This window comes from Sphingobium sp. PAMC28499 (genome assembly GCF_004795815.1).
Classification (GTDB): domain Bacteria; phylum Pseudomonadota; class Alphaproteobacteria; order Sphingomonadales; family Sphingomonadaceae; genus Sphingobium; species Sphingobium yanoikuyae.
This window is the reverse complement of the sequence record NZ_CP039248.1, coordinates 1,698,724-1,721,974: the sequence shown is the minus strand read 5'-3', so window position 1 is coordinate 1,721,974 and position 23,251 is coordinate 1,698,724. Positions and strand designations below refer to the sequence as shown.

General features: G+C 63.0%; 13 protein-coding genes and 1 tRNA gene. 7 read left to right on the top strand and 7 right to left on the bottom strand.

Annotated elements, in window-relative coordinates; translation table 11 throughout:
* Window positions 1–73: 73 nt before the first annotated feature.
* From E5554_RS08310 to E5554_RS08295, 4 genes are all read right to left on the bottom strand, one after another.
* Window positions 74–2,626: an HWE histidine kinase domain-containing protein gene (locus E5554_RS08310; RefSeq protein ID WP_072893573.1), complete on the bottom strand. Its 2,553-nt coding sequence runs from the start codon at window positions 2,624–2,626 to the stop codon at window positions 74–76.
* A 165-nt stretch (window positions 2,627–2,791) separates the two neighbouring features.
* Window positions 2,792–5,275: an ATP-binding protein gene (locus tag E5554_RS08305; RefSeq protein WP_136186511.1), complete on the bottom strand. Its 2,484-nt coding sequence runs from the start codon at window positions 5,273–5,275 to the stop codon at window positions 2,792–2,794.
* Between the two features lie 263 nt (window positions 5,276–5,538).
* A complete protein-coding gene (locus E5554_RS08300) occupies window positions 5,539–6,723 on the bottom strand; it encodes a PepSY-associated TM helix domain-containing protein (protein ID WP_247594408.1) in 1,185 nt (394 codons plus the stop codon).
* 2 nt (window positions 6,724–6,725) lie between these two features.
* Window positions 6,726–8,831 carry a TonB-dependent receptor gene (locus E5554_RS08295; protein WP_136186510.1) on the bottom strand — a complete coding sequence of 702 codons (2,106 nt, stop codon included), beginning with the start codon at window positions 8,829–8,831 and terminating at the stop codon, window positions 6,726–6,728.
* A gap of 472 nt (window positions 8,832–9,303) precedes the next feature.
* On the opposite strand from E5554_RS08295, the gene E5554_RS08290 reads away from it, so the two are divergent.
* A complete protein-coding gene (locus E5554_RS08290; protein WP_097382256.1) occupies window positions 9,304–10,005 on the top strand; it encodes a hypothetical protein in 702 nt (233 codons plus the stop codon).
* 617 nt (window positions 10,006–10,622) lie between these two features.
* On the opposite strand, the gene E5554_RS08280 is transcribed toward E5554_RS08290, so the two are convergent.
* Window positions 10,623–11,852 carry a site-specific integrase gene (locus E5554_RS08280; protein ID WP_136186508.1) on the bottom strand — a complete coding sequence of 410 codons (1,230 nt, stop codon included), beginning with the start codon at window positions 11,850–11,852 and terminating at the stop codon, window positions 10,623–10,625.
* Between the two features lie 162 nt (window positions 11,853–12,014).
* Window positions 12,015–12,090, bottom strand: a tRNA-Thr gene (locus E5554_RS08275).
* A 204-nt stretch (window positions 12,091–12,294) separates the two neighbouring features.
* On the opposite strand from E5554_RS08275, the gene E5554_RS08270 reads away from it, so the two are divergent.
* Entirely contained in the window at window positions 12,295–13,569 is a 1,275-nt protein-coding gene (locus tag E5554_RS08270) for a hypothetical protein (protein WP_037506083.1), read from the top strand.
* Window positions 13,570–13,901: 332 nt separating this feature from the next.
* A complete protein-coding gene (locus E5554_RS08265; protein ID WP_136186507.1) occupies window positions 13,902–18,563 on the top strand; it encodes an NAD-glutamate dehydrogenase domain-containing protein in 4,662 nt (1,553 codons plus the stop codon).
* A gap of 122 nt (window positions 18,564–18,685) precedes the next feature.
* Here E5554_RS08265 and E5554_RS08260 read toward each other — a convergent pair whose 3' ends face one another.
* The gene (locus tag E5554_RS08260; RefSeq protein WP_136186506.1) at window positions 18,686–19,807 is read right to left on the bottom strand and encodes a VacJ family lipoprotein; all 1,122 of its coding nucleotides are present in this window, start codon (window positions 19,805–19,807) and stop codon (window positions 18,686–18,688) included.
* Between the two features lie 309 nt (window positions 19,808–20,116).
* Here E5554_RS08260 and E5554_RS08255 point away from each other — a divergent pair, with 309 nt between their 5' ends.
* The 4 genes from E5554_RS08255 (at window position 20,117) to E5554_RS08240 (ending at window position 23,198) form a co-directional block, all read left to right on the top strand.
* A complete protein-coding gene (locus E5554_RS08255; RefSeq protein ID WP_004210504.1) occupies window positions 20,117–20,761 on the top strand; it encodes a PepSY-associated TM helix domain-containing protein in 645 nt (214 codons plus the stop codon).
* A 17-nt stretch (window positions 20,762–20,778) separates the two neighbouring features.
* Window positions 20,779–21,312, top strand: coding sequence for a DUF2271 domain-containing protein (locus E5554_RS08250; protein WP_136186505.1), 534 nt, complete (start codon window positions 20,779–20,781; stop codon window positions 21,310–21,312).
* 15 nt (window positions 21,313–21,327) lie between these two features.
* On the top strand, window positions 21,328–22,218 hold the full coding sequence (locus E5554_RS08245) for a DUF4198 domain-containing protein (RefSeq protein WP_037506092.1): 891 nt from the start codon (window positions 21,328–21,330) through the stop codon (window positions 22,216–22,218).
* Between the two features lie 110 nt (window positions 22,219–22,328).
* Window positions 22,329–23,198, top strand: coding sequence for an FAD:protein FMN transferase (locus E5554_RS08240; protein WP_136186504.1), 870 nt, complete (start codon window positions 22,329–22,331; stop codon window positions 23,196–23,198).
* The last annotated feature ends 53 nt before the right edge of the window (window positions 23,199–23,251 follow it).

Genomic DNA, 23,251 nt, shown 5'->3' with positions numbered 1-23,251 from the left:
TCGATTAGTGGACTGTCTGACTCCAAAGTGGAAAATTGGCACCTCAACAGCTGGAATGGGCTCGTCAGGGAAATTAGGGAAATAGATTTTCGATTGCATTAGCGATGTTGTGAGTGGTGTACGGCTTCTGCACGACATTGGAAGCCCGGTGATCCATCGGCAGGCTCGCCTGCTCCCCATATCCCGATGCGAAGAAAAACGGGATGCCCAATTCTCGCAGCCGATCAGCGATCCCGAAGCTCGTCTGATCTCCAAGGTTGATGTCGAGGATCGCAAAATCAATCCTGTCATGGTCCAGTATGTCATGCGCCGCTTCCGGCGTTGACGCAGTCGTAACAGATGCGCCGAAACGGTTGAGGATGTCCTCCGCGTCAAGCGCGATGATCAGACTGTCCTCAACTAGCAGCACTACTTTTTTGTCGAGCAGTGCCGGGTTGATCGGCTGTTGGCTGGACACCGCGGAGCGGAAAGTCCTGATCTCAGGCCCAGCATAGGATTTCGGCTCCGAAACATGGCGGGACGGAATTTTGAATTCGGCGCGCACGCCGTCTTCGGCATAGTCTATGCTGGCTTGGCCGCCGAGATCATAGGGTACGGAACGGTTCACGATCGTCGTTCCGAAACCCTTGCGCGTGGGCTGTGTCACCTTGGGTCCGCCGATCTCTTGCCAAATGATGACGAGGTCTCCTGCATGGTCGCCGGACCATTCGATATGAACTTCGCCTTCGCCCGACAGGCTGCCATATTTCGTCGAGTTGGTGACCAGCTCATGGATGACGAGTGCCATTGTAGAGTAGGCCTGCGGATTAAGCAGGATCGGATTGCCCTTAGAGATGATCGAACTTTGACGGTTGACGGCGAAGGCGGCCGCCTCCGCATCGATAAGTGCTTTTAGCGGGGCGGGACCCCAATGGTCGTCCGTGATCTGATTGTGGGCGCGGGCGAGAGCATGGATGCGCCCATCGACGAGCTTCACGAAATTCTTCACTTCGTCACTGTCGGGCTGTGACTGCCTGATAAGACCACGGATCACGCCGAGGATGTTGCGAACCCGGTGGTTGAGCTCCGCGATAAGCATCTCCTGCCGGGCGTTGGACTGACGGCGCTCAGCGGCCGCTTCGTCGGCAAGCCGCAGAACAACCTCGATCAGGGTGGCACGTAAGGTCTCGGCAACGCGAATCTCGGCGCCTGTGAAAGGCTCGGCATGCCCGTCCACATCCTCCAACCATTCCGCAAAGCTTTCTCGCGGTGTCAGCCTCGGTCCATTCGGACCATATTCGATCGGCTTGTGAGGGTCTCCAGCCCACCGGACCGCCTGCTTCAGTTCCTGGCGGAACAGGACTACATAGTCGCGAGGCGAGCGAGAGATGGGGATCGCGAGCAGCCCCGCTGCATCTTTGGCGAAGGCGTCGGCGCCTTCCACAAGCTTGCCGATATGATCAGTGGTATAGACACGGCCGGCGGCTAGCCCGTTCAGAGCGCGCACGATCCGCCGAAAATCCTCCGTCGGCGGGGTCATACCAGAAAAGGCATAGTTGCCGTTGATCCAGACGCCCACGCCCGTCGCCGGAATGGCACTAGTAAGAATGTCGCCCAGCCAGTCGGGATCGTTGAGCAAGGTCTCGTCGGACGCCACTGCGCCGAGCAGCTGATCGGAAATGTCGCGAGCCTTGCTTTCATAATCCGCGATCTGCCGCCGTTCGCGAGATTCTAGGCGCATCGAAAACATTTCGGCGAAGAGTTCGCATACCGAACGACGCGCGAAGGTGGGCGAGCGGGGCGAGTAGTTGTGGCAGGCGAACAACCCCCACAGTTCGTCATCCACTACGATGGAAATAGAAAGGGACGCCGCAACGCCCATATTCTTGAGATATTCGATGTGGATCGGGGAGACAGATCGCAGGATTGATAGGGAGAGATCGAGGCGTTGGCCGGTCGGATCCATCTCAGGCACGATTGGGACCGGTTCGGAATTCACGTCGCGGATGACCCGGACGAGGTTACGCTTATAGAGCTGGCGGGCCTGCCGCGGGATGTCGCTCGCAGGATAGTGAAGCCCCATGAAGCTTCCAATTCCAGGTTTCGCCGCCTCAGCGACGACCTCACCAGCGCCCGTAGCCGCAAACTTGTAGACCATGACGCGGTCGTATCCGAGCATGGAGCGCACCTGACGCGCCCCCTCTCGATAGAAGGCGTTCATGTCCTTTGTGCGGTCCAGACGTGACATCATCGCGCGGACTGAACTTGTGGCATCGGCCCCGGCTGCATTGCCGGGTTCCGCCTCAATGACGATCTGACCGTCTGAGATGTGGATGGCGATATCGTAGGGCTGGCCCGAGGTTCCGATCTCGCGCCCGAACAGGCGCTCGACCATGTCGGCTTCAGACAGATAGGAGATTTTATTGCGCAGATCATGGAGCAGGGTCGGCGGAATATACTCTGGCAACGGGGAGCCTATCAAAACCTCCGGGTCGTAGCCCAGGAGGTCGCGGATATTTTTGGACACCCTCGCAATGATCCAGTCGGTACTGACGGCAATGAGGAATCCTGGTGTCTGGATCGCGCCAGAAAGATGGATTGGTTCGCGATCACAATTTGTGAGATCAATCTTGTCAAAGTCCGCCACGCTTGTCCCTTATTGTCTTTTGGCATCAGCCGCTGAATTTAGCGCCAAGCGCATTGGTCCAAACGTCGTAAAGGCGATTTGAGTTTCGGATCGCGAAGCGAGATGCCTGCCATGTTTCAAATTCATGGCAGATCTCATGCGGCATCGCTCCGCCATATCCGGCGATCATGCAGCGAGCGGCGGGGGCGCCAATGCCGACAGGATTTCTGTCAGCTCCGAATTCCGGAAAGGCTTGGTCAGGCGCAGTATGGTCGGATCGACACCCTCCTCCTCCGCGAAGCCGGAAATGATCATTGCCGGGAGATCTGGCCGGGTCGTCCTGAGTTCATAGATCAACTGGGTTCCATTCATACCTGGCATGAGATGATCGGTCACAAGCAAGGCCGGTTCGACACCACCCTGGATCAGGCCAAGCGCCTCTTCAGCCGAGCAAGCTTCCACGACAGCATAGCCAATGTCAGCAAGCATGTCGGCTGTGCTCATGCGAACGGTCGCATCGTCATCGACGAGGACGGCGATGCCCCGCCCTTCGACGACCGGCGCTGGTTCGGTGGGTCGACGGATCTGCTCGACGGCTGTCAGGCTGATCGGGAGCCACAGTTCGATCGTCGTTCCCTTGCCAAGCTCGCTTCTGATCAGCAGCTTGCCGCCGAGCTGAGCCGCAAGCCCATGGGCCATCGAGAGACCAAGGCCGGTGCCCTTGCCAACGCCCTTGGTCGAGAAGAACGGTTCTGCCGCCCGTTTCATCGTTTCGGCGTCCATGCCCGTCCCTGTGTCACAAACGCTCAGGTGGATGTAGTGGCCGGGTGGAAGGACATTCGAAGCGTCCGATGTGACGCTAGCGGGACCAGCTGCGATGGTCAGACGTCCCCCATTAGGCATGGCGTCGCGCGCGTTTACTGCGAGGTTCAGCAACGCCATTTCGAGTTGATTGGGGTCAGCCCGAGCGGCAGGCATATCAGCCGCGATGTCGATATCCAGCCGAATCGTCGGACCCAGGGTAGACCCGATTAATTCCCTTAAGCCTTGGACAAGCTGCGCCATGTCAACGGACACTACCTGCAGCGGTTGCCGGCGCGCGAAGGCAAGCAACCGTTGCACCAATATCCTCGCCCGCTCGGCCGACTGGAGGGCACCCGCAATGAGACGTTGTTCGCGCTCGCTGCCTAGGCCCTTTCGCACCAGCAGATCCAGCGAGCCGAGGATGGGCGTCAGCAGGTTATTAAAATCATGAGCCACGCCGCCGGTCAGGCTGCCCATGGCCTCCATTTTCTGGCTTTGCCGCAAGGCGTCACGAGCGGCTTCCAGCTCTGCTTCCTGCGCCTTGGCATCGCTGAGGTCACGGCCGACGGCTACGAAGTTCACACCATCCGGTTCAGGCGCCAAGGTCCATTCGATCGGTTTCCAGTCTCCGGACGAGGCGAGGATGCGATTCTCGAACCGCGTCGGCTGCCCTGTGTCAGCCATCTGGCCGATCGCGCCGAGAGTGGGCGCCTCGTCCTCGGGGTGAAGGAAGGTGGAGTAGCCACGGGTGAGGAGTTCGCTCTCGGTCCAGCCCAGCGTTCGCGTCCACGCGGGGTTCACGGCCGATATCATCCCGGCATAATTGGCCCGCGCGAGCATGTCCTGGGACAGATCCCAAAGGCGATCCCGTTCTGCCCGCGCCCGTTCGATGGCAGCCTTGACCCGCTCTCCGACTTCCTGGACGAGGCCCTCCTCCTCCTTGCTCCAGATGCGGGGGATGGCGTTCTGCACTGCAAGCAGCCCGACCCACTGCGCTGCCTCGAACAGGACGACGTCGACGAAGGCCCCAACCTCTCGTGACTGGAGACCGGCACGTGCGCCTTCGCTCAGTCGCTTGTCACCACCGACGTCCTGCACGACTACCGGGGTGCCAACCCTATATGCCGCGAGCAGGTCCGGACCGAAATCGTTTAGGCTATGCTCTCCCACGATCGAACCGACGCCACAGGAATAATCGCGCTTGACCGTCATCAGGCCGCTGGCGATCTCGGCATAAAAGACCCGACTGGCACCAAGCAGGGCGCCGAGCCTGTCGGCGGCAAGGTTCATGATGTCAGCAGGAGTGCTAAGCTCGCGCAGATCGTCAGACAGCTTCAGCAGGAATTCCGACCGCCGCTCGGCCGCTACGCGCTCTGTGGTCTCGGCTAGGAAACAGATAACGCCCGCAGGCTTGCCCTCAGCGTCAAGCACGGGTGAATAATCGAGGTCCATCCAAACCTGTTCCGGCGTGCCGTGCCTGAGGAGCGTCAGTTCTTGATCCTGATAATGGAGTGTACCACCGGCCAGGCCGACCTTCATGACATTGTCGTTGAAGTCGGCGACCTCTGACCAGCCTTCGCGCACATTACTGCCGAGGAGATCGGGATGGCGGCCACCGGCAAACCCCGAATAGGCGTTATTGTAAAGCATGACGCCCTCCTCGCCCCACAGCATGACGATCGGTATGCGCGAGCGCAGCAGTATGGCGAGGGCGGTTTGAAGATGGCAGGGCCAATCGCCGATGGGCCCTAACGGCGTTGCCGACCAATCCTTCGCTGCGATCAGGTCCCCGCAGGCACCTCCGCCAGCGAGGAAGGCATAGTTAGAGCCTGTAGCGCCTGAGTCTTGCGTCGTCTGATCCTGCATTTGCAGCTCCTTGAAAGCGATCCCGAGCTGCGAGGGTGTCAAGTCTGGCGTGCCCTTTGTGGGCGTCCTATCACAATAAGAGCGCTCCTAAAAAGGCTGATATCGAGCGAAACACCCTATGAGATTCCATCTCATCCCAAGTTTTGGAAAAGGCCAAGCGATCGATAGCAGAAGCGATTTTGGAGCCTGACACAAATGCAATAGGCGGAAGCTCGGTAAATCGGCACCGACAATTTTCGTTCGAGTGGCCGGTAAGGTCTATTCTAACTAGCGCCGCCTATTGCTCCCGGCGTCAGTGCCAAAGCGAGCAGGATGAGGGCAAGGCCGATATAGGCCCATATACCCATGCCCCGCCAGGCGAGCCCCATCGTGCTACCTTGCGCGCGCGAGGCTTTTGCAAGCCTCATGGCGTATATCATTGTCCCGGTCACGGCCATGGCCGTCAATGCCGCTCCGAACAGGAACCAGAGGGCCTTGGTCCAGATGCCGCCGAATGTGCCGAAATGCAGCGGATCGGCCATTTCCGAGATCCGCTGATGCACGTCGAGGTTGCGGCCGTCGAGTCTGGTGATGACCTTGCCGGTTGATGGATCGATGGCGAGAGCATTTGCGCGATCCCGCACCAGCCAGGCGGAGGACTGGCCCAGAAGAACAACGCCATTTTCCTTCATGAACCGGATTTCACGGATGTCGAGCGCCGGATCGGTCCGTCGCGCAATGGCGACCAGTCGATCCAGCCTCTGTCCGGTCGGGATCGGGCTGGCGGCGATTTCGGGTAGCCTTGGCACGGCCGCGTTACCGCCCAGTGTCTCCACCAGATACCAGATGCCCGTCAGCGCGATCAGGGCCACGAACCAAAGGCTCCAGAGGCCCAGCAGTCGATGAAGGTCGCCCGTCAGGCGACGACCATCCCCGCCGCGTGGCATGCGGAAGAAGCCGCGCCACCATTTCTTGTAGGTGACCACGCCCGACACCAGCGATACGGCCAGTAGCAGCGCGAGCGAACAGACGAGCGGAATACCGATCTTGGTAGGCAGCATCAGATGGCGATGCACCTGTCGCAGGAAACGGTGGACATTGGCCCAGCTGTGTCGGCCGGTCACCTGCGCGGTCCAGGGATCGACATAGATGCGCTCGGGCGCACCCTTGCCATGATCAATCCAGGCTTCAACGGTGAACCAGGGATCGATCGGCGCATAGAGTGTCTGGAGGCGCGCATCGGGGGCTGCGCGGGCGGCGGCATCCGCCCACGCCCCCCAGGACGCGACCGGTTCGGCCCGTGGCGCAACGCGCATGGCGGGCGTAACCAGCCAGTCGAACTCATGCGCGAAGACTGCCAGCGTGCCGGTCGCCAGGATGAAAGTGAGGAAGATCGACAATTTGAGGCCGATCCAGCTGTGCACCACCCACCAGAGCGAGCGTCCCTTCTTGCCCTGCGCCTTTGCCATGATCAGAAGTTGAAGCGCAGTTCAGCGAGGAATGTGCGCGGTTCGCCGGGAAAATGGCCGCTCTGTGCCGAAAAGCCGGATGCGGCGTAGACCTTGTCGAAGATATTGTCGACGCGCAGCATTAGCTCGGCAAAACCCAGCCCCTTCGTCAGCGAAGCGTCGAATATGGTGTAGGGCTTAACCTCCTGCCCCGAAAGACTGATGCGCCTCGAAACATATTCGCCGCCAACGGCGATGGCAGTGTCGATCGCGGGCAGCTGATAGCGGGTCCAGAAGCCAAGCTTGTGCTTTGGCGCATTGGCAAAGCGATTGCCCACGGCATTGGTAATCGCCTGCCCCGCGATGGTCCCGGTGATCTTTGTGTCGTTGAAGCCATAATTGACGAGCGCGACCCAGTTGGGGGTAATGTCGGTCGACAGATCGATCTCGAAGCCCTTGGCTGTCACTTCGCCGATCGGACGCAACTGATCCTGGCCATTAACGGGTGGCAGGCTGGTATCGGCCTGAAGGATGTTCTTGCGCACGATGCGATAGGCGGCGACATTGGCCTGCAACCGGCCGTCGAACAGATCGGTCTTGATGCCCCCCTCGAACTGGTCGCCGGTCACAGGGGCGAAAGGACCGCCGGCATCGATCGTCTGGCTGGAAGCACTCTGCGGTTCAAAGCTCTGCGACCAGCTGAGATAGACCGAGACATCGCGGCGCGGTTTGAAGATTGCGCCAGTGCGGAAGGTTATGTCGTCATCGGTGTAAAAGCGGTTGCCGACCACCCCGTCCTCGAACCTGTCATAGCGAACGCCGCCCACGAGCATGAAGGCATCGGTGAGGCTGATCTGGTCCTGCAGATAGGCGCCCTTGCGCTTCGTGCGCGTGTCAGTGACGGTGAAAGGCAGCAGGGCGGCCCGTGCCACGTCGCGCGCGCTGTTGGTGTAGACGGGATTGCTGAGGCTGAGCGGGGTGACGCCCGCGCGCAGAATACGGCTATTGAGCACGCTCGTCTCGTCATACCAGTCCGCGCCGGTTTGCAGCTTGTGTTCCATGCCCAGCAGGTCAACACGTGCAGTCAGGTTAGCGGAGAAAGACAGGCCATCGACGTCGCGGATCTGGTCGCGAAACTCGCGGGCGACAAGGTCGGTGCTACCCGCGACGAAGCCACGCGGCTCATGATATTGCTGGGTTTCGGTCGCCTTGAAATAGCGCACGCCCGCATCGAACGTCACCCGATCGCCGATCGCCGTGGCATAGCGCGCCTGATAGGCCTGCGATTTGAGGTGCAGGAAGTCGGTCGGTTCATTTGCATTCCAGCGGATATTGCCCAGAAAATTACCGTCATTGTCGGTCAGTACGCCGCGCAGCCGGTTGGCTTGCAGGTCGTTATCGTAGATCGTGGCCTGAAACGTCAGCTTGCCGCCCTCATTAGTCTTGATCGCAACGGCACCGTCCCCGATCAGGGAGACATTCTTCGTGTTGATGCGATAGGGGTTCGACGCCTCGTAGAAGCCGCCGAGGCGGTAGGTGACGATGCCAGCATCGTCGATCGGGCCGGTTGCTTCGGCGGAGATACCGCGACGGTCGTAATTGCCGGCGGTCGCGACGAGCCGCATGCCGGTCTTGTCCTCCGGCGTCTTCGACACATAGTTGATGATGCCGCCCGGCGATCCGGGGCCAAAGAACAGGCCAGCAGGCCCCTTCAACACTTCGACCCGCTCGATGTTGAACAGTTGTGGCACGGAAAAGCCGATGAACGGGTTGCCACGCATGCCGTCATAGAATGACTGGTCCTGCCGGAAGCCACGGAAGGTGACGCCAGCATAGCTGAAGAAGCTGACGCCGGAAATATTGCGGTAGATGTCGGTCGCGTCGCGCGCGCCCTGATCGGCGAACAGATCCTTGTTGATGACCTGCACGGCTTGAGGGATGTTGAGCGGATCTTCCGCCGTCTTGCCGACAGTAGTGGTTTCCGTGCGATAGAGGCGCTGCGCGCGTCCGGTGACGATGATCTGGTCGGCATTGCCGGCTTCAGGCGCCGCAACCGGCGCCTCCTGAGCCGAAGCGACGGACGCGCAAGTGCAGACAGACGCCAGCAGCGCCGCACGAAAGATGGACAAAGCGACCCCCTATCATTCGATTCGCTAATGAGAGTTATTTGCGCTACGCATTTCATCTAGGGGATGCAAGCCACCACAATTGCTCATGCAAAATGAGAAACCGGTCCAACCGCACATAGGGCCGGGATGTAGACGGCTGAATAGTATGACTGCGTGCGCAGCCAGAATGGCCAATGCGCGCCGCTCTCCGGTGCTTTGACCCTAAACGGCGATGCCCTTTTTTCCGGACATTGTCGCCATAACCGTTTCCTGGCGCGCTGGCATTGGGGCGCTTCACATTCCAAGTGTGTTAGCGATCAATCCATTCAAGCGCTTGCGTCGGGCCGGCCGTTTGGAGATATTTATTCTGTTGATTCATCCGCGCGATGATTAGCGCAACTCATGCTCAGTAGCTTTCGTCGACCTCGCTCTTTCAAGAACTAGAAGGTCAGCTACCCTGAATGTAACGTCGATCGACTGCGAAAGGCCGCTAATGTCGAAACATATTCGAACCCGACGGGCCGTGATCGGTGGCGTAGCACTGACGGTGGCCTCGACAAAAGCCTTTGCAGCGCTCGCTGCACCGCGCCCGAATTTTGACGCCGGGCTTGAGCGAGAAACTATTCAAGCTTTCGGCGTGAAAACGGTGTGGACCGAATATCGCGGACGTCCTGCACTGCAAGCCGACGCCCTAGAGAATATCTCGAGTCTTGATCGTCTGGTGATGCTGGACACGCGCAATTTTGGTGACGGAGTTGTCGAAGCGTGGATCAGCGGCGCTCCCAACTCTACTGCCAGCGCCACGGCGCGAGGCTTCGTAGGCATGGCATTCCGGGTGCAGGATCAGGAAAAGCTGGAGGCTATTTATTTGCGTCCGACAAACGGACGGGCTGAAGATCAGATTCGCCGCAACCACGCCGTCCAGTATATTTCTCACCCCGAATATCCTTGGGAGAGATTACGCGCCGAGACACCTGGTAAGTACGAAACTTATGTAGATCTCGAAGCCGGTCGGTGGACGCACGTGCGGATTGTTGTAGCAGGCGCTTCCGCCCGCTTACATGTTGACGGCACCTTGCAGCCGACATTGATTGTGAACGACCTCAAGCACGGTGCCGAAGCTAAGGGAGGCGTGGCACTTTGGATCGGTCCTGGCACTTTAGCTCATTTCAGCGGCGTGCGGATTTCGTCTTAACCTGAACCGCGCCAGGTTTGCCGACTTCCGCTTCATTTGGCGAATTTGCGCCCGATACGGGCACTTGGATCAATAGGCAACGTGAGTTGCTGAAGGTCCGCCGCGCGGACCTCACGCACCACAAACTCCGCCCTCAGTCATTATCTGCCACAGGCGGGTTTTGCTGATCTATTAGGCGCTGAATGTCCGCAATGGACGTCTCGTTCGCGAGCCGAATTGCGGCGCCGCAAGAGCATCCCACAGACTTCTGAAGCCGCATAGTCCGATAAGAGACGCTGAGTTCCCTACCACACTTTGGACAGTCCACCCGAACCACGATGCTGTCCAGTTCATTCGCCATTTCCAAAATCTAAGCCTTGGGCGGCGTGAAGTCCATCTAACCATTAGTAGCTGGTCGATAAGCGACAGACAGCTATCTTCGCCCGAAAACTTGTCGATTGCTCAAAAGAGAGCCGGCCGCTATCCCTGCTTACCCACATGTGAACCGACGTTCGGAAGTCGGTCAGCATCAGCCCTTTGCTCAGTGCGACCCGGACAGGAAGCAATTCGCTCATCAGATCAAAGAAATCATTCCTCGGATCTTCACCCTCGGAAACAATGCAAAAGGGGTACGACGATCACCGTCTGCCCTTCTTAACGACCAGAGGCACGACCGGCGCCCCTTCCTTATGCTCCTCCAAATAGTCACTCCACCACTGCGCCATCTGGACCCGCTCATCCCAATGCTGTCCCCTTGCGTAGGCGCCACGCACAGCATTGCTGTGCCCGTGCGCCAATGCGCGTTCGATCGCGTCTGGATGCCACTTCCCGCTCTCGTTTAGCAGCGTGCTAGCCGTGGCTCTGAAACCATGGGCCGTCACGGTCTCCCGATCGAACCCCATTCTACGAAAGGCAGTATTGATCGCATTCTCGCACATCGGTTTGAGATGGCTCCGCTCCCCAGGGAACATCCAGTCCATCCATCCGGTGTGGCGCCGCAATTCATTGAAGAGCGCAAGCGATTGTACCGACAGAGGTACACTATGTGGACGACGGAGCTTTGTGCGCTCTGCGGGAATGCGCCATATCTTCTCGTCCCAGTCGATCTCCTGCCATTTGGCGAGGCGCAACTCGCCTGGCCGCACGAAGACATGAGGTAGAAGTTGCATCGCGATCTTGACGCTCTCGCTACCGCCGTAATCGTCAATTGCGCGTAACAGCGCGCCAAGCTTGCGCGGATCCAATATGGCAGCTCTATGTGTGACGATCGGTGACATCAAGGCGTCGCCCAGCAATGCCGCCGGGTCCGATTTGCAAAGAGACATCGCGACACCGTGACGAAACACACGGCTGGCGAAGGCGCGCGTGCGAACCGCAGTCTCCCGTTTACCGGCCTTCTCGATCTTCTTCAAAACGACCATCAGTTCGGCTGGCTCGATTTCGCTGACTGGACGTCCACCGATCGGACCAGTTAAATGAGAGAGGTACCAGCGTGCCTTCTCAATTGTTGCGGCCGCCTTTTGTCCGCCCACGAATTTCACCTCAATGAAATCTTCGGCGACCGACTGGAAGCTGTTCCCGGCCGCAAGCCTCGCCATCGTCTTTTCCCGCTTGCGCTCATGCAGCGGGTCGCCTCCCTCTCTCACAGCCCGCCGCGCATCGTCCCGCAGTTCGCGCGCCTGGACTAGCGAAACTTCAGGCCAGTCTCCAAGCGTAAGGCGCTTCTCGCTTCCCAGGACGCGATATTTGAAAAACCATCGCTTCGCGCCATTGGGGCGAATCTCAAGATAGAGCCCTTTTTCGTCCGTTTTGCGATAAGCTGAGACGAGTGCCGGAAAAGCGCGGATTTCTGCGGCTTTGAGAGCCATTTGGGGGCATTCCTCTTTTTCCCACCGCAGTGCCCCCAACTCTGCCCCCAAATTAACGAAATCTGGGGGCATTTCCTGGAACAAAGCGAGACCACCGAGAAAGACAGAATCTCTCGGAACCCGCAGAAAATCAACGTTTTTGGACGTTATGGGAAGAGGGGCTGGTGCCGCTTACGTGACTCGAACACGTGACCCTCGCATTACGAATGCGATGCTCTACCAACTGAGCTAAAGCGGCACTGGCGCGGGCAGATAACAGCGGTCGGGCGATTGGACAAGCGCCCAAATGCACTTTCTTGCCCCCCGCCCCGTCCTCGTTGCACGATCGACCGATATTGCGCGCCATCCATCCGCTTTTGCACGCGAATTTACGGCATGTTTACCATCCCCGTGGCACAGCCTTGCGCAAAGTCGCTTATTCTCTGTTCCAAGGACCGACCGGATGGACATTCTGCGGGGGCATGACGTCGCCAACGACCAGGACGATTTCGAATATCCCGGTGATGCCGCGATCGACCGTCCGCTCGCCGTGGGATATGAGGAACGGCGCATGCAGGTGCGCGCCTATAATTATTGGGCGTCGCTGCTGGGCGATCGCGCCCTGCCCCTGATCGAGGATCTCTCGCCCGATCAGATGGACGATTTCGGCCCTTATAGCGTGCTGCTCGACTTCACCGCCGGCATCGAGAATCCCGCAATCGTCTATCTCGGCACGGCGCTGCGCGAGGAATGCGAGATCGAGGGGCCGATCGGCCATATCGCCGATGTCCCCGCCCGTTCGCTGCTGTCGCGCCTGACCGATCATTATCTCCAGATCATCGCCAATGCCGCGCCGATCGGATTCGAGGCGGAGTTCATCAACCAGCGCGGCCGCGAGATTCTCTATCGCGGCATCCTGATGCCCTTTTCCGCACAGGGCGATTCGATCGACTTCGTGTTCGGCGTGATCAACTGGAAGGAAATGGCCAGCCACGCTTTGTCGGTCGCGATCGAGCGCGAGGTCGACACCAATTTGCTGCACAATCCCCCGGCGCGCAGCGATGCGCCGATCTGGGCCGATGGTCCGGGCGCGGACGAGGATGACGACGTGCTGGACCTGGCCGGCATGGAGATGCCGACCGAGGATGCGCCGCTTGCCGACTGGCTGGCGCTCGCCCGCGAAGGCGCGGAAAAGGCCCGTACCAGCGAGGCGCGCAGCCATGCCGCCCTCTATCGCGCGATCGGCCTTGCCTATGATTTCGCGCTGGTGACGCGCCGTTCGGCCGAGGAATATGCCGAACTGCTCGAAGATTATGGCATCAAGGCGCAGGCGCGCAGCCCGATGACCGCCGTCATCAAGCTGGTCTTCGGCGCCACCTATGACAAGACGCGCATCACCGAATATGCGACCGCGCTGGATCATGCCGCGACCGCCAGCCTGTCGGTCGGCAGCTTCGCCGCCTATCTGGCCGGTTATGATGGTGGCCTCAAGGCCCTGGTCCGCGACGAGCGCGCCGCCCGCCGGGCGGACATGCCCGCCCGCCCCGACAAGCGCCAGACCGCCCGCGACACGATGAAATGCGCCACCGCGCTCGATCCGCTGGCCGTCGCCACCGACAATGACGGCCTGGCCGTCGTCGTCGCCCGGCGCGAGGCGGATGGCACGCTGGCGATCGTCGGCGCCCTGCCGGAGGGATCGGACCTGGGCCAGCGCGTGATCCTGGCCGCCGCCGACTGAGATCTTGCCTCGGCGCCGGCCCTCACTCCCAGCCGTGCCGCAAACGCGCCATCCTGGGGTGACATCGCGGCTTTCCAAGTGCATAGGGACATGCCTGCTCTTCGGGCCATGCCTTCCAGACATCGATATCCGCCAGTAACGGGCGGCCCGACCATGCTGCGCTGCATCATAATATTTCACGCGCGCGAAATTTTATTTCGACCAATACTTGAGACGATCCGGTGAGAGGGGCATATAGATGCCCCTAGGACAAGGAGTCGTCTGGCGGTGTTCCAGCGCCTCCTCCGTTTCGGCAACGGCGGGACATTTCCCCGCGGCTAAGAGGTAGGCGAATGACGGCGCTGGCTGATCCCAATATCAAGGAAGTCGATTCAACTGTTCGCGCGGCGCTGGAAGGCGTCCTGGCAAAGGGCGCCCTGCCCGGCGAGAGCGAGGGATTTGATCAGGCGGCCATCGCCGCCGCTGCGGCCTTCCTCGGTCGCACCGCCAATGCGCGCAAGGCCGGCCAGCCCGGTATCGCGATCGAGACGCTGGGCGAAGGCGCCACCGGCCGCTTCATGCGGATCGCGCTGATCAACGACGACATGCCCTTCCTGGTCGATTCGATCGCCACCACGCTCGCGGCGGCAGACATCAGCATCCACCGGCTGCTCCACCCCGTCCTGTCGATATCGCGCGGCGCCGATGGCACCCTGTCCGCGATCCTGGACGATGATGCGCCGGGCGCCCGCCGCGAATCGATGATCTATATCGAGGCCGACCGGGCCGACGCAAAGGCGCGTCGCGCGCTCGAAAAGGCGCTGGAAGACACGCTGGCCGACGTTCGCGTCGCCGTGCGCGACTGGCCGCGCATGCAGGAAGCCATGTCGGCCGACGCCAATGCCGTCACCGACGATGAAGGCGCGGCGCTGCTGCGCTGGTTCCTCGCGGGCCATTTCACCCAGATCGGCCATGAACTGTGCAGCCGGGTCGGCACCTCGGAAGAGCGGCTGGGCATCTGCGCGCTGCGTGACAAGCCGATGATCGCGCCAGCCTCGCGCGAGGCCGCCTTCACCTGGTTCGAGGAAGGCAAGCGCAGCCCGCTCATCATCAAGTCCAACATCCTTTCGCGCGTGCATCGCGGCGTGCTGCTGGACCTCATCATCCTGCCGGTGCGCGAGGGCAAGAGCGTCACCGGCCTGTCGATCCACGCCGGCATGTGGACCAGCGCGGCGCTTGCCGCCTCGCCGGAAAAGGTGCCGCTGCTGCGCTCGGCCCTGTCGGCGCTAATGGACAAATATGGTTTCGATCCGGCCGGCCATGCCGGCAAGACGCTGGCCCATGCGCTCACCACCCTGCCGCATGACATTCTGATTGGCTTCGAGCGCGACACGCTGGAGCATCTGGCGCTCACCTTCATGTCGCTGACCGACCGGCCGCGCCCCAAGCTGGTGCTGGCCACCAGCGCGCTCGCCCGTCACCTCTATGCCTTTGTCTGGCTGCCGCGCGACGAACTGTCGACCGCGCGCCGCGTCGCGATCCAGGACATGCTGGCCAAGGCAGCGAATGGCCCGGTATTGAGCTGGTCGATCGCGCTGGAGGAAGGTGGCCTGGCGCTGCTGCGCATCACCCTCGACCTGCGCGACGGCGGTGTGGTGCCCGATGACGCCGCGCTCGATCGCCAGCTCAAGCAGATGGTGCGCGGCTGGCTGCCCGCCGTCGAGGAAGCGCTGGCCGAAAGCGAGGAAGCCGGCCGCGCCGCGGCGCTGGCCCAGCGCTTCGCCCCCGGCTTCCCGATGGCCTATCGCAACGGCGCCGGCCCGGTCGAGGCGGCGGTCGACATCCGCCTGATCCACGGCCTGTCGGGTCCGGGCGACAAGTCGATCCGCATCTATCGCAACCCGGAAGACAGCGCCGAACGGCTACGCCTCAAGCTCTACAGCCATGACGCGATCGCCCTGTCCGAAGTCGTCCCCGCCTTCGAGAATTTCGGCTTCCGCGTGATCGACGAGATGACCACGGCGATCGACGGCGGCGCGCTCGGCCATGTCCAGCGCTTCGTGCTGGAACTGCCGGCCGGCGGCGATGCCCAGGCGGTGGTCGACCGCGCCGAAGTGGTGACCGAGGCGATCGCCCAGGTGATCGAAGGCGTCGCCGAAAATGACAGGTTCAACGAACTGATCGTCACCGCCGGCTTCGCGCCGCGCGCGGTGGTGCTGTTCCGCGCGCTGTTCCGCTATCTGCGCCAGACCGGCACCGCCTTTGGCATGGCGACCTTCGCCGACACGCTGCGCCGTGAACAGGGCGTCGCCCGCAACCTCGTCGCCCTGTTCGAAGCGCTGCACGATCCCGCCGCGCAGGACGGCAGCGACAAGGCGACCGCCATCCAGGCGGAGATCGACGCGGGCCTGGAACAGGTCAGCTCGATCGACGAGGATCGCGTGCTGCGCCTGATCCGCGCCGTCATCACCGCGACGCTGCGCACCAACTTCTATGCCCCGGCCGCGGCCGAGGCGCTGGCGTTCAAGATCGACAGCGCGCTCGTCCCCGGCCTGCCGGCGCCACTGCCCTGGCGCGAAATCTGGGTCTACAGCCCGCGCGTCGAGGGCATCCATCTGCGCGCCGGCCCGGTCGCCCGTGGCGGCCTGCGCTGGTCCGACCGGCGCGACGATTTCCGCACCGAAATCCTGGGCCTGATGAAGGCGCAACGTGTCAAGAACGCCGTCATCGTGCCGACCGGCGCGAAGGGCGGCTTCTACCCCAAGCAACTGCCCAATCCGCAGGTCGACCGCGATGCCTGGTTCGCCGAAGGCACGGAAAGCTATCGCATCTTCATCCGCACCCTGTTGTCGATCACCGACAATATCGTGAAGAACAAGGTGAAGCACCCCGCCCAGGTGGTGGTGCGCGACGGCGACGATCCCTATTTCGTGGTCGCCGCCGACAAGGGCACCGCGACCTTCAGCGACGTCGCCAATGCGATCGCGCTGGAGCGGGACTTCTGGCTGGGCGACGCCTTTGCCAGCGGCGGCTCCAACGGCTATGACCACAAGGCGATGGGCATCACCGCCAAGGGCGCCTGGATCAGCGTCCAGCGGCACTTCGCCGAAATGGGCGTCGATGTGCAGAGCGAGCCGGTCAAGGTCGTGGGCTGCGGCGACATGTCGGGCGACGTGTTCGGCAACGGCATGCTGCTCAGCAAGGCGATCAAGCTGGTCGCCGCCTTCGACCATCGCCACATCTTCCTCGACCCCAATCCCGATCCGGCCAAGAGCTGGGAAGAGCGCAACCGCATGTTCGCCCTCCCCCGCTCCAGCTGGGAGGATTATGACAAAGGCCTGATCTCCGAGGGCGGCGGCGTGTTCGCCCGCAGCCTCAAGAAGATCCCGCTCACCCCGCAGGTTCAGGAAATCCTGGGCGTGACCGAAAGCGAGATGGAGCCGACCGCGCTCATCTCCGCCATCCTCAAGAGCCCCAACGACTTGCTGTGGTTCGGCGGCATCGGCACCTATGTGAAGGCCGCCGCGCAGAGCCATGGCGATGTCGGCGACCCGGCCAATGACCGGCTGCGCGTCAATGCCGAACAGCTGCGCGTCAAGGTGGTGGGCGAAGGCGCGAACCTTGGCACCACGCAGGCCGGGCGCATCGCCTTCTCGCTGCATGGTGGGCGGATCAACACCGACTTCATCGACAATAGTGCCGGCGTCGACTGCTCGGATAATGAGGTCAACATCAAGATCGCGCTGAACAAGGAAATGGCGGAAGGCCGCCTGCCCTTCGACAAGCGCAATGCCCTGCTCGAAAGCATGACCGACGCGGTCGGCGCGATCGTGCTCGAGGATAACCGGCTTCAGGCGCTCGGCCTGTCGATCGCCGAAAGCGGCGGCGCGGCGGACCTTGCCTCCTATGTCCGGCTGATCGAGACGTTCGAGGAAACCGGCCGTCTCGACCGCCAGGTCGAGGGGCTGGCCGCCAATGACCAGTTGCTGCGGCGTGGTCAGGATGGCCAGGGCCTCACCCGCCCCGAACTCGCCGTGCTGCTCTCCACCGCCAAGCTGGCGCTGCAGGACGCGATCGAACATGGCGACCTTGCCACCGATCCCAGCATGGGCGCGGAACTGGCCGCCGCCTTCCCTGCCGCCATGCAGGAGAAGGAAGCCGATGCGATCGCGGCCCATGCGCTCAAGAAGGAGATCATCGCCACCAAGGTTGCGAACCGCATCGTCAACCGCCTCGGCATCATCCATCCCTTCGAACTGGCGGAAGAAGAGGGCTGCTCGCTCGCCGATCTTGCCAGCGCCTTCCTGATCGCCGAGCGTCTCTACGACATCCGCACCCTGTGGGCGGATATCGACGCGGCCGACATGTCGGAAGCCGCCCGCCTGGCCCTGTTCGGCGACATCGCCAGCGGCATGCGCGCGCAGATCGCCGATATCCTGCGCAGCGTGCCGGCCGGCACCCTGCCGGACGCCGGCCATGCGATCCTGGCCAAGGGCGTCGAAACGCTCGCCAACCAGGTCGATGACCTGCTCACCAGCGAAGCGCTGCGTCGCGTCACGGCCGTCACCGATCGCCTGCTCTCGCTCGGCGCGCCGGACATGCTGGCAGTGCGCACCGCCGGCCTGTTCAAGCTGGATGGCGCGGTCGGCATCGCCGCGCTCGCCGGTCGCCTGAAGATGGACGAGATCGCGCTGACCCGCGCCTTCACCCATCTGGGCGAGGCTGTCGGCATCGACTGGGTCCAGTCGGCCGCCGCCCGCATGGAACCGACCGATCCGTGGGAGCGCCTGCTCATCTCCGGCGTCGCGCGCGACATGCAGCAGGTGCGGCTCGACTTCCTGGCCCAGGGCAAGGGCAAGGACGTGTCGGACCATGTCGAGAAATGGCTGATCGAGCGCGGTGCGCGCATTCAGCAGTTCCGCGCCCTGGTGCAGCGCGCCAAGGCAGCGGCATCGCCCAATGTCGCGATGCTGGCGGAAATCGCCGGTCAGGCCCGCGGTCTGCTCGGCCGCTGAGGCCATCGCCCCTTCCCGTCACCGGGAAGGGGTTTCAACCGCCCCCCCCCCAAAAAAAAAAAAGAAAAAGGCGCCCGATCCAGTGATCGGGCGCCTTTTTCTTTTCCGTGCCTTCGATGCGCTCAGCGCGGGTCGGCGGGCAGCGGCTGCACCATCAGCGGCTTGGGCGCCGGTGCGGGGACCGGTTCGGGGGCCGGCGCAGCAGCAGGCGCCGGTGCCGGCTCCGCAGCAACCGGGGCCGCAGCCTCCGGCGCATCGGCTGCCGGCTTGTCTTTGCCCGGCACGCGCAGCCCCGGACCATAGACCGGCGTCACGCCCGACGTGTAGCGACCGTGCAGCGCCTCGATCTCCGCCTTGCGCTGGTTGAGATAGAGGTCGCGATAGCTGCCATAGGGATTGTCGTCGGAACGGATCGCCTGGATGCGCTCGTCGAACGCCGCGCGCTCGCCCAACTGGTCCAGCACCGCCATCGGGATGACGACCGTGGGCTGGGTGAAGGGCTTGCCCACCGCGAAGGGCAGGATCATCTTGTCGACCGTGTCGCCGATGATGTCGCGCAGCGTCGTCGGGCCGACCAGCGGCAGATACATGTACGGCCCCGGCCCCACGCCATAGAAGCCCAGCGTGTTCGCGAGGCCATTGGGGCGATAGGGCAGGTTGAACGGCTTGCGCTTGGCAACGTCGAACAGGCCGACAAAGCCCAGAGTCGTGTTGATCGCGAAACGCCCCGCCGTCTCGAACGCCTTGCCCGGCTTGAACTGCAGCATATAGGCCGCGAACACGACCGGCTCGCCCAGGTTCGAGAAGAAGTTGCGCAGCCCCTTGCGCACCGGGCGCGGCAGGCCCTTGTTATAGGCCTTGGCCACCGGCTCGATCAGCGCCTTATCGACGGCCTGGACCGCTTCGAAAGACTGTTCGTTGATCGCGGCGAAAGGATCGCGCTTGCGCAGCCCGGTATCGCCGGTCACGACGATCGCATTGGGATCGACCGGCACCTCTTCCTTGGGCTGCTCCGCGATCGGGCTCAGCGTCGGCAGCACGACCGGCGGCGGATAGGGACTGTCGGGTGACGGCGCCTGTGCCGGCATCTGTGCGGGCTGGACCGGATCGGCAGGGACCGTCTGGTGCGTTTCCGCCGGCGCAGGCGCCACGGCCGCAGCCGCCACCACCGGAGCGCCGCTGTCCACGGCCTCCCCCTGTCCCGCCATCAGCATCATTCCAGTGGCGGCAACCGAAAGCAGCATAAATCGTCCCTTGTCACGGCCCCGTCTGGACGACGGGCCCAACGGCCAGCAACGGCCTGGATAAGGGCCGATAAACAGACATCGCATCCCCGCGACATCGCTGTCCAAGCTGATTTCGCTAGGGGGGCGTGCCGCACCCGTCAAGTATGGTGGTCAAGCAGGAGGCGGCAGGCGGAGACGCGCGTGCGGCGCTTTGGTTCCCGACCGCTTACATTTTGATACATTTTTCCTGTTGCGAGCGGTTTGCAATTGCGAGTCGTTCGCGTTATTCGGGCGACCTCATTTCCCACAGGACTCGCCTTTCTCTCGATGCACGCTCCCGCCCGCGCCCAGCCCAAGAAAAAGAAGAGCGCCAAGGCATTCTGGCTGAAGCAGCTGCATACCTGGCATTGGGTGAGTTCGGCGATCAGCCTGATCGGCCTGCTGCTCTTCGCCTTCACCGGCATCACCCTCAACCACGCCGCCGATGTCGAGGGGTCGCCCCAGACCGTCGAGAAGAGCGCCACCCTGCCCGCCCCGCTGTTGAAGCTGGTCGCGGCCGATGACGCGCCCGACGCCAAGAAGCCCCTGCCCGCCCCGATCGCCCAATGGGTCGAAAAGGAAATCGGCCAGAGCGGCGCGGGCGAGGCGGAATGGTCGGCGGACGAAGTCTATCTCGCCCTGCCGCGTCCCGGGGGCGATGGCTGGGTGTCGATCGACCGGCATGACGGCAAGGTCACCAGCGAAGCGACCAGCCGTGGCTGGGTCAGCTATCTCAACGACCTGCACAAGGGCCGCAATGCCGGCACCGTGTGGAAATGGTTCATCGATATCTTCGCCGTCGCCTGCTTCCTGTTCGCGCTGACCGGCCTGCTGCTGCTCCAGTTGCACGCCGCCAAGCGGCCGAGCACCTGGCCGCTGGTCGCGATCGGGCTTGCGCTGCCGGCGCTGCTCGCCATCCTCTTCATCCACTAACGGGGGTCCATCTTTCCATGCAGATCAGTCCCAAGCTCATCCTGTCCGGCGGTGCCGCGCTTGGCGCCACCGGTGCGCTGGCCGCGCCGGCCGCCGCGCAGACCATGACCGTCACGGTCAATATCCCGCGCCTATCGGTCGCCGAATATCATCGCCCCTATGTCGCCATCTGGCTGGAGAACGAGGGCGCCGCCCCCCGCACGCTCGCGGTCTGGTATGATGTCGACAAGGCCAAGGGCGAAGGCACCAAATGGCTGCGCGACATCCGTCAGTGGTGGCGCGTGTCCGGCCGCACGATGAGCTTCCCGGCCGATGGCGTATCGGGCGCGACCCGCGCGCCGGGCGACCAGAAGATCGCCTTCACCGCCGGCAAGGGGCCGCTCGGCGCCCTGGGTCCGGGCAAATATACGCTGGTGGTGGAAGCCGCCCGTGAAGTCGGCGGCCGCGAACTGGTCCGCCTGCCCTTCACCTGGCCGGCCAAGCCCGGCGTCGCCGCCAAGGCACAGGGCAGCAGCGAACTCGGCGCCGTCAGCGTCAGCTTCGGCAAGTAACAGGGGATGAAGACCATGAAAGCCAAATATCTGATCGCGGGCGCGCTTGCCGCCCTGATGCTCTCCGGCGCGGCCCAGGCGCATCGCCAGTGGATGCTGCCCTCCTCCACCACCCTGTCAGGCACCGACAGCTGGGTGACGGTCGACGCGGCGGTCTCTAACGACCTCTTCTATTTCGAACATTTCCCGATGCGCACCGACGGCATCGCCGTGACCGAACCGGATGGCACCACCGGCAAGATCGAAAATGCCGCCACCGGCAAATATCGTTCGACCTTCGACGTGCATCTGACCAAGCCCGGCACCTATCGCATCGCCAATGTCTCGACCATGGTGATGGGCAGCTACACCCTGAACGGCAAGCAGGAGCGCCTGCCGCGCGGCACGACCAAGGCCAATCTGGCCCAGGCGATCCCCACCGGCGCCACCAATGTCCAGACCGCCGAGGCGAGCAACCGCAACGAGATCTTCGTGACCTTGGGCGCGCCGACCACCACCATCTTCAAGCCGACCGGCACCGGCATCGAACTGGTCCCGGTGACCCATCCCAATGACCTGGTGTCGGGCGAGACCGCGACCTTCCAGTTCCTGCTCGACGGCAAGCCCGCCGCCGACCTCAAGGTCACCGTCATTCCCGGCGGCATCCGCTATCGCGATGCGCTGGGCCAGATGGACCTCGTCACCGACAAGGATGGCAAGCTGGCCGTCAAATGGGGCGCCCCCGGCATGTATTGGCTGAACGCCAGCACCGGCGGCGGCCGCGAAGGTGGCCCCGGCGGTCCTGGTGGCCCCGGTGGTCCGGGCGCGCAGGGCGGCAAGCCGGAGGGCGCACCGCCCGCACCGCCGGCCGGCCCGCCGCAGAAGCGCGCCTCCTACATCACCACGCTGGAAGTGCTGGCGCCCTGACCCGGCCCGCCGGCAATCCCGTCCGGATCGCGATAGCGCCCGACCTGGCGCCCGAGCTATTTGCCGGGCGCCAGCGTCAGGGCGCTATCGTCACTTTGGGCGGACTGACCATGGGCACCACATGGTCGGCCCACATCGTCGATCCGCCCGCCGACTGCCAGACCCATGTCGAGGCCGTGCTGGCCGCCGTCATCGGCGAGATGAGCAATTGGGAAGCCGGCTCCGACATCAGCCGCTTCAACCGCAGTCCGATCGGCCAATGGACCCGCCTGCCGCCCGCGATGATGGGCGTGCTGCGCGCGGGCCTTGCCATGGCCCGCCTGTCGAACGGCGCCTTCGACCCCGCGATCGGCGGCATCGTCGCGCGCTGGGGCTTCGGCCCGGCGCTCGCTGGCGGCAGCGCCACCGCCTCGGTCGCGCCCTGGACCTGCATCGAACTCAATGGCGACCGCGCCCGGCGCACCGCCGACGTCGCGCTCGATTTTTCCGGCATTGCCAAGGGCTATGCCGTCGATGCGGTCGCGGCCTGCCTGCGCAGCCTCAGCCTCCCCAACTTCCTGGTGGAAATTGGCGGCGAACTGCGCGGCGAAGGGGTGAAGCCTGATATCCAGCCCTGGTGGGTCGACGCCGAAGTGCCGCCGGGCCTCGACCTCCCGACGCTGCGAGTCGCGCTCTGCGGCCTTTCCATGGCCAGTTCGGGCGATTATCGCCGCTACCGGATGGAGGGCGATCGCCGCCTGTCGCACAGCATCGATCCCGCGACCGGTGCCCCCATTGCAGAGGGCGTCGCCGCCGTCACCGTCCTCCACGCCTCCGCCATGCTGGCCGACGCCTGGGCGACCGCGATCACCGTGCTGGGCGCCGATCGCGGCATGGCCCTCGCCACCCGCCACAACCTCGCCGCCCGCCTCATCCTGCGCACCGAAACCGGCGGCCAGGAATATATGACCCCCACCCTCGCGGCCATGCTGGCTGATTGAGGCCGACCTCAGGCGAGCTGGCGCCCCAGAGGGCGGCTTTGGGTGGAAACAAG

Bases quoted from the DNA above. Each gene is read 5' to 3' on its own strand.
- E5554_RS08305 (WP_136186511.1), bottom strand. From the start codon at position 5,275: ATGCAGGATCAGACGACGCAAGACTCAGGCGCTACAGGCTCTAACTAT.
- E5554_RS08240 (WP_136186504.1), top strand. From the start codon at position 22,329: ATGGGCACCACATGGTCGGCCCACATCGTCGATCCGCCCGCCGACTGC.
- E5554_RS08270 (WP_037506083.1), top strand. From the start codon at position 12,295: ATGGACATTCTGCGGGGGCATGACGTCGCCAACGACCAGGACGATTTC.
- E5554_RS08300 (WP_247594408.1), bottom strand. From the start codon at position 6,723: ATGGCAAAGGCGCAGGGCAAGAAGGGACGCTCGCTCTGGTGGGTGGTG.
- E5554_RS08245 (WP_037506092.1), top strand. From the start codon at position 21,328: ATGAAAGCCAAATATCTGATCGCGGGCGCGCTTGCCGCCCTGATGCTC.
- E5554_RS08265 (WP_136186507.1), top strand. From the start codon at position 13,902: ATGACGGCGCTGGCTGATCCCAATATCAAGGAAGTCGATTCAACTGTT.
- E5554_RS08280 (WP_136186508.1), bottom strand. From the start codon at position 11,852: ATGGCTCTCAAAGCCGCAGAAATCCGCGCTTTTCCGGCACTCGTCTCA.
- E5554_RS08255 (WP_004210504.1), top strand. From the start codon at position 20,117: ATGCACGCTCCCGCCCGCGCCCAGCCCAAGAAAAAGAAGAGCGCCAAG.
- E5554_RS08290 (WP_097382256.1), top strand. From the start codon at position 9,304: ATGTCGAAACATATTCGAACCCGACGGGCCGTGATCGGTGGCGTAGCA.
- E5554_RS08250 (WP_136186505.1), top strand. From the start codon at position 20,779: ATGCAGATCAGTCCCAAGCTCATCCTGTCCGGCGGTGCCGCGCTTGGC.
- E5554_RS08260 (WP_136186506.1), bottom strand. From the start codon at position 19,807: ATGCTGCTTTCGGTTGCCGCCACTGGAATGATGCTGATGGCGGGACAG.